At 33.4% G+C, this 14,519-nt stretch carries 11 protein-coding genes and 1 tRNA gene; 5 read left to right on the top strand and 7 right to left on the bottom strand.

The window, feature by feature from the left end; all coding sequences use genetic code 11:
- Positions 1 to 112: 112 nt before the first annotated feature.
- Together ETU10_RS07560 and ETU10_RS07555 are read left to right on the top strand one after the other, a co-directional pair.
- Complete coding sequence (locus ETU10_RS07560; protein ID WP_146311125.1) at positions 113 to 967, top strand: tetratricopeptide repeat protein; 855 nt, start codon at positions 113 to 115, stop codon at positions 965 to 967.
- 75 nt (positions 968 to 1,042) lie between these two features.
- Positions 1,043 to 1,408: a hypothetical protein gene (locus ETU10_RS07555; protein ID WP_146311123.1), complete on the top strand. Its 366-nt coding sequence runs from the start codon at positions 1,043 to 1,045 to the stop codon at positions 1,406 to 1,408.
- Positions 1,409 to 1,525: 117 nt separating this feature from the next.
- Here ETU10_RS07555 and ETU10_RS07550 read toward each other — a convergent pair whose 3' ends face one another.
- From ETU10_RS07550 to ETU10_RS07520, 7 genes are all read right to left on the bottom strand, one after another.
- Entirely contained in the window at positions 1,526 to 2,959 is a 1,434-nt protein-coding gene (locus ETU10_RS07550) for a primase-helicase family protein (protein ID WP_146311121.1), read from the bottom strand.
- A complete protein-coding gene (locus tag ETU10_RS07545) occupies positions 2,949 to 3,251 on the bottom strand; it encodes a helix-turn-helix domain-containing protein (RefSeq protein WP_146311119.1) in 303 nt (100 codons plus the stop codon). The genes ETU10_RS07550 and ETU10_RS07545 overlap by 11 nt, the downstream gene beginning before the upstream one ends.
- A gap of 139 nt (positions 3,252 to 3,390) precedes the next feature.
- Complete coding sequence (locus tag ETU10_RS07540) at positions 3,391 to 4,281, bottom strand: hypothetical protein (protein WP_146311117.1); 891 nt, start codon at positions 4,279 to 4,281, stop codon at positions 3,391 to 3,393.
- 132 nt (positions 4,282 to 4,413) lie between these two features.
- Positions 4,414 to 4,490: transfer RNA gene (locus ETU10_RS07535), tRNA-Asn, on the bottom strand.
- Between the two features lie 145 nt (positions 4,491 to 4,635).
- On the bottom strand, positions 4,636 to 5,682 hold the full coding sequence (locus ETU10_RS07530; RefSeq protein ID WP_146311115.1) for an NAD(P)H-dependent glycerol-3-phosphate dehydrogenase: 1,047 nt from the start codon (positions 5,680 to 5,682) through the stop codon (positions 4,636 to 4,638).
- 26 nt (positions 5,683 to 5,708) lie between these two features.
- Positions 5,709 to 7,268, bottom strand: a complete 1,560-nt coding sequence (locus ETU10_RS07525; RefSeq protein ID WP_146311113.1) for a xylulokinase — start codon at positions 7,266 to 7,268, stop codon at positions 5,709 to 5,711.
- A gap of 22 nt (positions 7,269 to 7,290) precedes the next feature.
- Positions 7,291 to 8,865, bottom strand: a complete 1,575-nt coding sequence (locus tag ETU10_RS07520; protein ID WP_146311111.1) for a xylulokinase — start codon at positions 8,863 to 8,865, stop codon at positions 7,291 to 7,293.
- 592 nt (positions 8,866 to 9,457) lie between these two features.
- Here ETU10_RS07520 and ETU10_RS07515 point away from each other — a divergent pair.
- From ETU10_RS07515 to ETU10_RS07505, 3 genes are read left to right on the top strand one after another with little or no spacing between them, the layout of a single operon-like run.
- Positions 9,458 to 10,555, top strand: a complete 1,098-nt coding sequence (locus ETU10_RS07515) for an NAD(P)H-dependent glycerol-3-phosphate dehydrogenase (protein ID WP_221410374.1) — start codon at positions 9,458 to 9,460, stop codon at positions 10,553 to 10,555.
- A 14-nt stretch (positions 10,556 to 10,569) separates the two neighbouring features.
- Positions 10,570 to 12,243, top strand: coding sequence for a ribulokinase (locus tag ETU10_RS07510; protein ID WP_146311109.1), 1,674 nt, complete (start codon positions 10,570 to 10,572; stop codon positions 12,241 to 12,243).
- A 19-nt stretch (positions 12,244 to 12,262) separates the two neighbouring features.
- A complete protein-coding gene (locus ETU10_RS07505; RefSeq protein WP_146311107.1) occupies positions 12,263 to 14,290 on the top strand; it encodes a transketolase family protein in 2,028 nt (675 codons plus the stop codon).
- Positions 14,291 to 14,519: the final 229 nt, after the last annotated feature.

Genomic DNA, 14,519 nt, shown 5'->3' with positions numbered 1-14,519 from the left:
TTTTATCTTTTTCCAACTTGACTTATTTGACAAGTCAAAGTTGCTTCTTATATTTGTTAAATTAAATGCCATATATGGCAATAAATATAAAAGTAACCTTTAAATTAATTTTATGAAAAAAAAATTATTAATATTAATCACAATCCTAAATGTGATAGTTCTAAATGCTCAATTCAATACAGGTTATAAAGATGGTTATGAAGAAGGATATTGCTATGAAAAAGGTATAGGTTGTATAAAACCAATCCCTCCAATTCCTCCAATTCCAAGAGTAAATGAAAATACCAATAGCTATACTGATGGCTATAATAGAGGATTTTCAGATGCTTTACTGAAATCAAAAAATCAAAATAATAATTATGAGAGAAATAGGTATAAAACAGCTAAACCAGAATTTATAGATGATTTTATATATAAACCTCCTTGGGAAATGGCTGATAGAGCTATGGCTTTAAAGCAACAAGGATATGAGAAGGCTTTATCTATTATTAATAGAGCTGAAAATAATTATAAAAATGGAGATTTTGATCAAGTAATTAAAGATGCAAATAATCTAATTAAAATTTATCCAAATCTTGCAATAGCTTATTTTTTTAAAAGTATTGCATACTATCAAAAAGGAGAAATTTTGAACTCATATAACTCTGCAAGCAAGCAATATCATATATATAATTCTGTACAAAATAAAGATTGGTACAATAAAATTTACAGCATAACTGAAAATTATCTTAAAGAACAAATAGGAAATTCCAATTATATTCAAGTAGAATATTTTTGTAAAAAAGTATGGTATAAAAATAATTTATCTAATTATTATTTAGGCTTATCTTATTATTATCAATATAAGTATAAAAAAGCAAAAAGAACCTTTAAAAAAGTTAAGAATTATAAACCTGCCTTACAATATATTCAATCAATAAAAGATAAAACTCATATAAACAATCCATACCCTATTATTTTAAATTAGGGATTATTTATATGTAAAATTAACAAGCCACCCACTTCCAAGTAGGTGGTTTTTTTATGTCTAAAAGTCAGAACAATGAAACAAAAAAATATACCTTTTCAATTAGGAATGCAGTATGAGAATTGGGAATTTGATTTAGAACCTATTCAAGATAGAGTTAAAGGATATGATAGTTATTTATATAGAGGAAAAGAGTTTAATTATTTTATGAATTATTCTACAGATAAAACTGAACTTATTTTTTCTTTGGATAGATTAGAAATCGTAATCTTAACTTTTTTTAATAGAGATATGAATAAACTTGAAGAATTAAAGTTTGATTTAAATACCATTGATTCACGCATTATCCTTGCAAAAGGATTTAAGTGTAGAAAAATGGAAATACAGCTTATTCATCTACCAGAGGAAAAGAAAATTATTCTAGTCTATTCTTTTATATAAAAAAATAGGCTGGTATTATTTACCAACCTATTTTTAGTTTATGTGAAAAAGATCACTTTAGCACTTTTTAGAAGCCCTATACCTTATACCCACTAGAAGATATTTACATTGTTTTATTTATATCATGAAAATAATAAAATTTTGTCCATTGCTTTTTTGATTTTTAAAATTAATTTTAGATACTTTACTATAATGTTCTAACCATTTTGTAAATAGATGAGGAGATATTTTGCTTCTTTGCTCAGGAAATTCTTGTAGAAATTTTTCCATTAATACAGCTTTATTAAACCTTATAGATTTTTCTTTAATTTCAGCCTCATAATTAGATGGATTCACTAATACTTTTCCTATAAAACAGACAAATTCCTTACTAGTCTCTAGTATTAACCTATTAGTGATTTCATTGATGGATTCAGGCTCTATAATTCCATTATTTAGAAATAATTGTACACAGTCTATCATAAAATAATCAAATTTCATCCATTGCTCTTCATTCCAATCATCAAAAAACCTATGACCAGATTCTTCTCTAATGTTGGGATTCTCTCTATAATGAGAGTTTACTTCAAATACAATTTTTCTTCTAGCTTCTGAATTACCTCCAGTCCCTCTTACCAGATAATTGGAAGTAATTAATACTTTAGGAACCTCTTTGAAATTCATCACTACTGGATTTTTATATTTTTTCTCAATAGGCATGTCTCCTGTAATCATTGAGTATAAAGATTCAAAAGAGAAATCCTGTTTTACATCATCAAAAACAATAACCTTATGATGGGGTTCTACATCAGCAAAAAAGAACTTATCATTGCTTTTTAATAGTTTTCCATTTTTTTCCAATACAGGTATAAGTTGATTTATAGATTTAGCTAATAAACTCTTTCCTGTTCCTCCTTCTGAAGCATTAGACTCTAGATCTATAATTTCATCTATTAGAATAATAGCTTTAGTAAAGGAAGGATCTTTATAACTGTGAAGCAAATACCCTAGAATAGTTTTTAGAGAGAATAACCTTTCTTGCTTATTCCCTGATATATTCTTGCAGAATTTACCAAATTCACAATCCTTATCTATATCTTTAGTCTCTGGTAGTATAAAATCTCTGGGTATAATTTGGTCTTCCCAAACATAACCCTTATATTCCATGTAGGAAATTAGAGTTAATTCATTAGCATTTATTTTTAATACCCCATTTTTATAAAAGAGAATAGCTGTATTTTTGTCTCCGTAGATAAAATCTATGGAGATACCTTCTAAACTTTCAATGGTTGTTTTAGACAGATGATCCTTGTTTAAAAACACCTCTAACACCTCTTGTCTATCCAAGCTTAGAAGATGATCTTTAACTTCTTCTCTTACCTTATCTATAGGTATAGATTGAACAATTGAGCCCGATATGATTCTAACTAGCTCATATTCATTTTTATTTCTTAGTTTCCTATAACCTAAAGATTGAAGAAAATTAATAAATAAAACATTTTTTATCTTAATTTTCCCTTCATTTGTCCAAAATTGGATTGGTTCTTCATTATTTTCTAATCTATTTTCCATATTCACTTGCATTTTTTGTCATTTTTAAATTGTTAAATACTTCCAATTTTACTTCTTCATTGGAGGGTTGTTTATTACTTAACATCCAATTTATTAAATCCTCTCTCTTAAAATAAATTAGTTTACCGTTAGGTTTGTAGTAACTGATTAGCTTTTGATGAGTTAACTTATACAACATACTGGAAGATATGTCTAGTAGGATTAATGCCTCTTTGAAGCTTAATACTTCTTTGGAATGTTGATTAGGTACTTCTTTTATACCTTTTGAATGTTGGAATACTTTTTGTTCCATATCTTTATTAATCTTTTTATGAAAACAAGACTTCTCTTGTTCTCTGTTATAGTGCAAAATTCAGAGGATATGAAAAGGTTAAATAAACCTAAAAGTGGTTATGAGGTGGTTATAGTAGTTATGGGTAAGAAAAATATCGTTATGAGCTTTTTTTGAATTCAGATTTGATAATTTCAGGGATAAATTTTAGTCCATGAATAGTGACTTTATCCTTATTTCCAAATTTAGTTTTAAAGGTAGAAAACTCCCAAGTATCAAAATCAATAAACATATCTTTAATAAAATGTAGAAAATTATCTTTTATTTTAGAAGTAGTATATAGATGTTTGTGTAACACCCAAAAGGTGAAGCGAAGAAGATTTTTAGATATTTTTATAGACTGTAGTTTTTGAAAATTGGTAGAATTTTCTTCATTTTCAATAAAATACATAACATAAGAAATCATGAGTGCAAATTGTTCATCTGACATAATTTTTTCTCGATTATTATTGAGTCCTTTTAAATAACCTAGAATTTTATATACAAGAGCCTCATCTTCCATTTCAGAAATTATTACTTCAGGAAATTGTAAGGTTATATTAGTATCATTCCTATATTTCTCATTAATATAATTATAGATACCTTTAATAGGTTTTAATAAAATTGGGAATTGATTTATTTCATCTCCTCCTTTATCTATAATATATTGAAGTGTTTTTTGTATAAGTAAAAAATAATTATCTGCTTTGGTTTTATCAAGTAAAAGATTGGAATCTAAAACCGCCTGATCAATTAGTTTTTTTGATTTATAAAACTCTTTACGCAATATTTTATTTAATTCTAAGGCATAATTGTAAGATTCCTCTATATAACATCCTTCTTCATCTATATAAAAAAAACTAACAATGCCTTTTTCTTTATCTATGTTTGTAACATGAAACCCAGAGTTTTCTATAAAATCTTGAATATATTTTTGCTTAGAATTTTTTAATCCTCCATTTACAATAAAATATTCAAAAAAGGCTACTGGTTGTTCTTGGGTACTTTCCATATACCAAAAATAAGAAAAAGATAAAATAGGAAAGTACAGAAAAGAAAAATAGTTTTTACAAAATTGTTGTACCTATGTTGTACTTAATATAAAAAAGCACTTACAATATAAATGTAAGTGCTTGATATTTAGTGGCTCCTCCTGCTGGGCTCGAACCAGCGACCCTCTGATTAACAGTCAGATGCTCTAACCAACTGAGCTAAGGAGGAATTTTGCCTTTGCGGTTGCAAATGTATAATAAATAAACAAATATTCCAAAAAAATTACTTTAAAAATATTCCATTTTTCCTAATAAGAATAAGCAAGATGTTCAGAATAAACATCTTGCTTTTAAAAAAATTTTAATCAAAAAAATTAAGGCATTTTTGGAAGTACTGCCTCGGATAGTATTTTTACTACGGATAGAGAGCTACCAGCTAAAATTTCATGAACAGCCCTTAAAAGAGGCAATTGATCTTTAATTTGCGGAGCAGACTGCTCTACAAAGGTCGTAGCTAACCCAGCCGCCGGGACACCCTCTACGGTTTGTTCTAAACGTTCCATTTCTGCTAAGGCATCTTTGGCTGTTTCCCCTCTACCGATTCTTACCCCATACACCTTATTCCGTCCAGATAAACCGGTTACTTCTAAATCTCCCACACCCGCGAGTCCATAGGCTGTTTCTGGTTTTGCTCCCAGTGCCTGCCCTAGCAAAGACATTTCTTTTACCGCCTGATTAAACGTTGCGGCTTTAAGATTGTGATGAGGAAAGCCTGTTCCTTCTTCCAGACCGTCAGCAATACCCAAGGCAATAGCGTAAACATTTTTCATAGGAGCACAAATTTCTACCCCGGTTTCGTCATCTGTGGCTTCTATGCAATAAACCTCAGTACGGGCTTCTCTAGCATATTTACGAGAAACATCTAAATCTTTACATCCAAAAATAGTGGCTGTTGGTTTACCTTCTGCACATTCATTGGCTTTGACAGGGCCAGCAATGGCTACAATAGGAGGTATAGTTACCCCTTTTAGTTTTGCTATGGTGCGGATGGCCTCCGGTAGAAGTTGAATTTTTCCATTTTCATCCGGGCAAAATCCTTTTGAAGTTAGCCATAAAGCCTTAACCTTAGATATTCCTTCCAAAGCCATTTCCGTTACCTTCGGTACTCCACCGGATGCAACAGACATAACCACTACATCCGAACCATCCAGAGCTTTATTAAGATCTGCCGAACGATATAATTTAACTCCTTTAGCTAAGGGAACATTGGTTCTTGGGTGCGGTTTTCCTGCTTCACAAGCATCTAATAGATGATCATCCAGCCAAGTGCCCCATAAACGAACTTCCCAACCCGCATTAATAAGCGGAGTACAAATCCCTGAGCCCATGGCTCCGGCTCCTAAAATTGTGATTTTTGCCATATGATTAATTTTTTATCAATAATTTTTTATAACTCAGATTTTGGTGATTCAGGTTTTACACCCGGATATTTTTCTGACAAAACATTCAATTGTTTAAAAATATCTTTTAATTGCGGGTATAACTGACGTTGAACTTCAGCAACTTCTAAATAAATTTTATTCTTTTCTAAATTAGGCTCTAAAGTATCTCCAAATCGTGCCATTTTTTTGGAAGCTACTGCTATATCTTGGGTTCCAAATACTCCGGTATGTGCCATAGCTTGAATCGCTGCACCCAAAGCAGATATCTCATCTTCTAAACAAATAGTAATAGGAATACCGGTAATATCAGCCACCATTTGCCTCCACAATTTAGATCTTGTTCCTCCTCCCATGATTCGTAAAGAAGTAAGGGATACTCCTGTTTCTTTTTGAAGATAAGAAAGATTCATTTGTATTTCATAAGTTATCGCTTCTAAAATAGAACGATACATATGAGCTCTTGAATGGGTTCCTCTCCAACCCACGACTGCTCCTCTAGCTAGAGTATCCCAATAAGGGCTTTGAACCGCATTCCAATAAGGAAGTGTTACTAAACCTTCACAACCCGGAGGAATTTTTTCAGCCTCTTCATCTAAACGAATATCAGGTTCTCCTAGCAATTTTGGGTCTCCCAAAGCCTGACGAAACCAGCCTGCTAAATAGGCTCCAGAATGTTGTACGACTTCAAATATATAGTTATTCGGAATCCCGGCCACGTAGTTACGAAATACAGGACTGTATTTATATTCAGCGCTTTGAACTCCTGCTACTACTGCAGTGCCCAAGTTAAGATATGCGATATTAGGAGTTACAGCTGCTGCTCCTATTCCTGCTGCCATACCATCACCGGCTCCTGCTATAACGGGAATAGACTTGGATAAACCCCAAGCAGAAACTAATTCCTGTTTCAACATACCCATAACCTCCCCGGGAGCTTTTAAATCAGACATTTGCTCACGATTTACTCCTGCGATATTCATTAACTCATCACTAAAGGTTCGTTTACGAATATCAAATAATCCTAAGGTATCTGCACAGGCTTCAGAAGAGATCCATTCTCCAGTCATATTCCAAGTAATATATCCATGTACATCAACGATTTTATATGCCTTTTCTAAAGTTTCAGGTTCATTTTCTTTCAACCATGCCAATTTATAAATGGCAGGTGGTTCTCCCGGTGGTTTTCCCGAAAGATTGTGAATATGATCGGAACCATATTTTTGTATTTGCTTAGTAGCACGGGCATCCAACCAAAGAATTCCATTTCTAATAGGTTTTCCCTCTTTATCAAAACAAGCAAAACTTTCTCTTTGGTGAGTAATTCCTATAGCTTGTATACGTTCTCTATCTTTAGGAGATAATTTTGAAACAGCTTCTGCAATACTATCCCTTGTAGTTTCCCACCAACGAATAGGATTATGTTCGTAAAAATCCATGGCTGGTGTATGCAGTTGTATATTATTTTTAGCTGTTTGTAGGACTTGTCCTGAGGCATCTACTATAATTGCTTTAGTTGCTGTGGTAGACGAATCTATGGCTATAACTAAAGGTCCTTCTGAGTTCATAATATTATTTTTTAGGTGTTAATTAAAGTTCTGCTTTGGGTGATTCTGGTTTAGTTGCTGATGGGTATTTTTCTGATAATACATGAAGCTGTTCAAAAACATCTTTTAGCTGTGGATATAATTGACGTTGGATACCTGCAACTTCATTGTAAATCTGAGATTGTTCAAGGTTGGGTTCTATAGTTTCACCAAAATTTGCCATATGTTTAGCTGCATTGGCCACATCATGAGAACCATGAGCCTTTATACCTGCCATCGCTAATACAGCGGCACCTAGGGCGGATATCTCATCTTCTAAGCAAACAGTGATTGGGATTCCTATAACATCAGCCATAATTTGTCTCCATAATTTTGAACGAGTTCCTCCACCCATGGCTCGTACAGATTGAAGTTTTACTCCTGTACCTTTCTGAATAGACTCTAAATTTAGTTTCATTTCAAAGCCTATGGATTCTAAAATAGAGCGATACATATGAGCCCTGGAATGGGTTCCTCTCCATCCAACTACTGCCCCTCTAGCTACCGGATCCCAATAAGGGCTTTGTACTGCGTTCCAATAGGGAAGCGTTACTAGACCTTCACAACCTGGAGGAATTTTTGAAGCTTCTTGATCTAATTTTAGATCAGGTTCCCCCAATAATTTAGGGTCTCCTAACGATTGACGGAACCAACCCGCCAAGTAAGAACCGGAAGATTGTAATACCTCAAATACAAAATTTCCTTTAATTCCAGAAACATGAGTTCTGAATACAGGGTCGCATTTGTATACAGGGCTTTCCACCCCAGCATTTACTGCTGTTCCCATATTTAAGAAAGCTACATCTGGAGATACGGCTGCTGCTCCTATTCCTGCCGCCTGCCCATCACCCAGACCTGCAATGATTGGAATAGATTTGGATAAATTCCACTCAGCAACCAATTCTGGTTTTAGCATTTCAATAACTTCTGCTGGAGGAACTAATTCAGCCATTTGATCTCGTCTAACTCCTGCTATAGTTAATAATTCATCACTATAATCAAATTTTCTGATATCTAAAAGACCTAGTGAATCTGCTGCTGCTGCTGAAGATGCCCACCTACCTGTAAGATTCCAGGTTATATAAGATAATACATCTACAACTTTATAAGCTTCTTTAAAAATTTCAGTTTCATTCTCTTTTACCCAAGCCATTTTATAAATACCAGGAGTTACACCTGGAGGCTTTCCAGAAAGATCATGAATATGAGCAGAGCCATAGGCGCGGATTTGTTTAGTCGCTCTTCCGTCTAACCAAAGAATTCCATTTCTTAATGGTTTTCCATCTTTATCAAAGGGAGCAAAACTTTCTCTTTGATGGGTAATTCCAATAGCGGAAACTCTATCTCTATCCTTCGTTGATAGCTTCGATAACACTTCTCCTACACAGGCTTTAGTAGTTTCCCACCAACGAATTGGGTTATGTTCATAAAAATCCATGGCTGGAGTGTGAAGCTGAATATTTCTCTTCGAAGTCTCCCATACATGCCCGGTTACATCCACTACAATAGCCTTCGTTGAAGTTGTAGAAGAATCAATGGAAATAACCAAAGGTCCTTCCGTACTTTTTTTTGTACTCATAACTTAAATATTTTTTTGGGTTTTAGTTCTAACAAATATATTTACTTAATCGAAATTAAACAATTATAAAACGAAATTTATTTATTTAAAAATTATGTTTTTTAATTTATTTAATTTCGAAAGGCTGGCTTGTCTATGATTTTTAATTCTATCTTAGAATTTATTTAAATAGTCGATATAACAAAAAATTATTGAATTTAATAGCTAGAATATCTACTCATTTTGGTTTCATAAGTCCTTGGATGTCTTTGCAAAGTTAAATTGTTGGGAATAATGTTATTGCAGTTTGTGGAAAATATTAAAGAATAGTAAGAAGGAAATAAATTTATAGTTCCTAATAAAAGTAGGTAAAGATCTAGATAAGCTTTGTTGTGAATTGTGTATCTTCTTTATAAAATTTAATAATATAATTTATCATTCTTTGGTTGTCTTTTGAAAACGAAATAAATATATAAATTACAAACATGTAGTTTCGAATTATTGGTTAAACACTATTTATAAAAAAATATGAATAAAAATCAAACATTTAAATAAAAAAATGCAATGAAAATATTTTTAATTGATTATTTTTGTGTAATAAATCCGTGTTGAAATGAAAGAAAAAGAAACTATAAATATGAATAAATCAAAAATTGCAGTACTAGGTTCAGGAATAATGGCAACAGCGTTAACATTTCCTCTAGCAGAAAATGGACATGAAGTGCATTTAGTAGGTACACATTTAGATAGAGACATTATAGACTCAATTAAAAAGACAGGAATACACCCCAATTTAGGACTAAAAATTCCATCGACAGTAAAAGCTTATCAATTGGAAGAAATAGAAGAAGCTTTTGAAGGTGCAGATGTTGCAATGTCTGGAGTAAACTCTTTTGGAGTAGATTGGGTTGGTGAACAATTGGCAAAAGTAGTTAAGCCAGGAATGATGGTTCTATCCATCACCAAAGGTATGCAAGCAGACGAAGATGGAAATCTTTACATATTACCCGATATTATAAAAAAATATTTTACCAAAGAATTGGTGGATTCAGTGACATGGTCAGCTGTGGTAGGTCCATCAATTGCAGGTGAAGTTGCTGTTAAGAGAGATACTTGTGTTGTTTTTTGTGGAGAAGATCAAGATTCCTTAGATAAATTAGCACATATGTTCAGAACCGATTATTATCATGTTTGGACATCTACTGATTTTGTTGGGATGGAGGTTGCCGCAGCAACAAAAAATATTTATGCTTTTGCCGCAGGTTTTAATGAGGGTATAAGAGATAAAAATAAAGAAGAAAACGATAGATACGTAAGATTCAACTACGGATCAGCAGTATTTGCACAAGGGCAAGTTGAATTAACTCAGTTTATGCAGTTATTATCTGACAATAAAACTTTAAGCCCACGTCATTTACTAGTAGGTTCAGGAGATATGTTTGTAACTTCTATGGGAGGAAGAAATGTAAAGGCTGGACGTTACGTAGGTGCTGGCATACCATTTTCAGAAGTAAGAGATAATTATATGAAAGGAGTTACAATGGAAGGTGTGGCTGCCATTAGAGTTATTGGGGGTGCCATGGAACCATTAACAAAAAGAGGAATTATAAAAGAATCAGATTTTCCATTACTAAGACATTTGTATGATATTATAGTGAATGATCAACCATTAAATATGCCTTGGGAAAAATTTTTTGACGGAGAAAAATAAGTTAATACACAAAGATGGTACAACCAGACAAGTATATAATTGGAGTTGATTTTGGAACCTTATCTGTACGAAGTACAGTAGTAAGAGTGAGTGATGGATTTGAAAAAGGAACTGCCTCAGAAGTATATAAGCACGGAGTAATGGATACACACCTTACCGCAAGTAAAGGTGAAGTATTGCCTCCAGATTTTGCACTTCAAGTTCCCGCAGATTATTTAGAGGCATTTCAAAAATCAGTAAGAGAAGCGGTGGCAAATTCCGGTGTTGTTGTTAGGCATATTATAGGCATAGGAATAGACTTTACATCTTCCACCGTCTTAGCAACGGATGATAAAGGAATACCTTTATGTGAATACCCAGAATTTACCCATCGTCCGCATGCCTATGCAAAATTATGGAAACATCACGGAGGGAATGAACAAGCGCATCGATTACTAAAGGTAGCCCAAGAGAGAAATGAATCATGGCTTCCACGATATGGAGGATTGTTATCCTCAGAATTGTTATTGCCTAAAGTATTAGAAACATTTGAGAAAGATAGAGAAGTTTACGATAAAGCCTCCTTTTTTGTTAACGCATTAGATTGGATCAATTGGTTATTAACCGGTAAGTTAGTTTATGCAGGTGCAGACTCAGGATTTAAAAGACATTATCAAGACGATAAATATCCAGATGCAGAATATTTAGAAGCGGTTTCCCCAGGGTTTGGGAATGTTTATAAAGATAAAATGTCTGGACCTATACAACCCTTAGGTTCTAAAGCCGGAGAATTAACGCCAAAAATGGCCGAGTGGTTAGGAATTAATCCGGGAATTTCAGTTTCCGTAGGTAATATTGATGCGCATGTTACCGCAGCAGCTATACAAGCCGTGAAACCTGGAATAATGACCGCTATTTTAGGTACATCCGCTTGCTATATAGTTTCAGGGCCAGAATTTAAAGAAGTTCCTGGGATGTTAGGTATCACTTATGGTGGAATTGCTGACGGACTTTGGTGTTTTGAGGCAGGACAATCAGCCTTTGGAGATATTTTGGCTTGGTTTATTAAAAATGGAGTCACCGAAGAATATAAAAAAGAAGCAGAAGAACAAGGCTTAAGCTTACATAATTATTTAACCAAAAAAGCAGCAGTTCAGGAAATCGGTCAACATGGATTAATTGCCTTAGATTGGCATAACGGGAATAGATCAATATTATGTGATCACAATTTATCAGGAATGATTTTGGGACAAACCTTAACCACACGACCGGAAGATATTTATAGAGCTTTAATGGAAAGTTGTGCTTTTGGAGCTAGGAAAATCATAGAGACTATGAAAGTACATGGGGTGGAAATTAAGGAAATTGTGGCTGCCGGTGGATTATTAAAAAACAAATGGTTAATGCAGTTATTAAGTGATGTAACTAGGATTCCTTTATCTATTACAGAAGCTACCATGGTGGGTGCTTTAGGTTCTGCGATATACGGGGCAGTAGCAGCCGGTTGTTATGAAACCATTGAAGAAGCATCTGAAGCAATGGGAAGTAAAGTACCGAATGTATACAAACCTCATGAAAGTAGATCCCTTAAATACGATCAATTGTATAAAGAATATCTTATTCTTCATGACTATTTTGGAACAGGAGAAAATCAAGTTATGAGCCGATTAAAAAAAATAAAAGAAGAAGCTGTAAAAGATAAATTTTAATTAAAAATAAAATAAAGAAATGAACAGTAATGAAATACAAATCAAAGCAGCCAATAATATTAGAATTTTAGCTGCTTCAATGGTAGAAAAAGCGAAATCAGGGCACCCAGGAGGAGCCATGGGAGGAGCTGACTTTATCAATCTATTATATGCAGAATTTTTAGAATACGATCCACAGAATCCAAGATGGGAGTCTAGAGATAGATTTTTTATGGATCCAGGACATATGTCTCCCATGTTATATTCAACCTTAGCTTTAGCGGGTAAGTATAGTATGGGCGATTTAGAACAGTTTCGCCAGTGGGGGAGTGTAACACCCGGACACCCAGAATTGGACGTTGAAAGAGGGGTAGAAAATACCTCTGGTCCATTAGGTCAAGGACATGCATATGCAGTAGGAGCAGCCATAGCTGCTAAATTTTTGAAAGCTAAAGTAGGAGATATTATGGATCAAACTATCTATGCTTTCATATCTGACGGGGGGATTCAAGAAGAAGTATCTCAAGGAGCAGGTCGTATAGCAGGACATTTAGGATTAGATAATCTAATCATGTTCTATGATTCCAATGGAATACAACTTTCAACTAAAGTAAAAGAAGTAGATGAAGAAGATGTAGTAGCAAAATATCTAGCCTGGGGCTGGAAGGTAATTTCAGTAAAAGGGAATGATATTGATGAATTACGTAAAGCATTAACAGAAGCAAAAGCAGAAAAACAAAAACCAACGCTTATCATTGGTCATACCATAATGGGTAAAGGTGCAGTAACTGCAGATGGAAAATCTTTTGAAGATCAAGTTTCCACACACGGCCAACCCTTAACAGCAGCAGGAGCAAGTATAGAAAAGACCATTGAAAACTTAGGAGGAGATCCTAACCATCCATTTACGATCTTTCCAGAAGTAAAAGAATTATATGCTAAAAGAGCAGAAGAATTATCAAAAATAGTAGCTGATAAAAAAGCTAAAAAAGATCAATGGGTTGCTTCCAATCCAGAATTAGCCAAAAAATTAGAATTTTGGTTTTCAGGTCAAACCCCTTCCATAGATTGGAGTAAAATTGAACAAAAGTCTAACAATGCAACGCGAAATGCTTCGGCTATTGTGTTAGAAGCTTTAGCACAACAAGTAGAGAATATGGTAGTTTCATCGGCAGATTTATCTAATTCAGATAAGACGGATGGATTCTTAAAGCATACTAAAGCTATGAAAAAAGGTGATTTTTCAGGAGCATTCTTGCAAGCAGGAGTGGCTGAATTTACTATGGCTTGTTTATGTGTGGGAATGAGTCTTCATGGCGGTGTTATTCCTGCTTGTGCAACCTTCTTTGTTTTCTCAGACTATATGAAACCTGTAGTTAGAGTAGCTGCGTTAATGGAACAGCCCGTAAAATTTATTTGGACTCATGATGCTTTTAGAGTAGGAGAAGATGGACCAACCCATGAACCGGTAGAACAAGAAGCACAAATACGTTTATTAGAAAAATTACAGAATCATAAAGGTCATAATTCCATGTTAGTTTTAAGACCTGCGGATGCTCAGGAAACAACGGTTGCATGGAAACTAGCCATGGAAAATACAAAAACTCCAACCGGACTAATACTTTCTCGTCAGAATATTAAAGATCTTCCAGCACAATCTAATCGATATGAGGAGGCTTTAAAATCTTCAAAAGGAGCTTATATAGTTCAGGACGATGCTAATTATGATGTAATATTATTAGCCTCAGGTTCTGAAGTATCTACGCTAGTAGAAGGGGCAGAACTTTTGAAAAAAGATGGTATAAGAACGAGAATAGTTTCCGTACCTTCAGAAGGATTATTTAGAAGTCAATCCAAAGAATATCAAGAATCAATTTTACCAAATGATAAAAAGAAATTTGGTTTAACCGCCGGTTTACCTGTAAATCTATTAGGTTTGGTAGGAGATAAAGGCAAAATTTGGGGATTGGAATCTTTTGGTTTTTCTGCACCGGCTTCAGTGTTAGATGAAAAATTAGGCTTTACAGCAGATAATGTTTATAAGCAAGTCAAAGAGTATTTAGGATAGTAAAATTTATAAATAAGTTTATTATATAAAGAAGAGAAATTAAATATTTTAATTTCTCTTCTTTTTTTTGTATATTAATAAAGGTATTTACTCATATTTATATATAAGTTCATGTAAAATTCATTATAAAAATTTATAGATTAAATATATAATTTAAAAGCATTTAATCATCTCTATTTAATTAAAAACTCCGAATATTATATATTCGGAGTTAAATATATTTTGAAAT

Source organism: Apibacter muscae (assembly GCF_007845595.1).
In the GTDB taxonomy this organism is placed as follows: Bacteria; Bacteroidota; Bacteroidia; order Flavobacteriales; family Weeksellaceae; genus Apibacter; species Apibacter muscae.
Note: the sequence above shows the minus strand (reverse complement) of the source record. Positions and strands in the feature narration are given on the sequence as shown.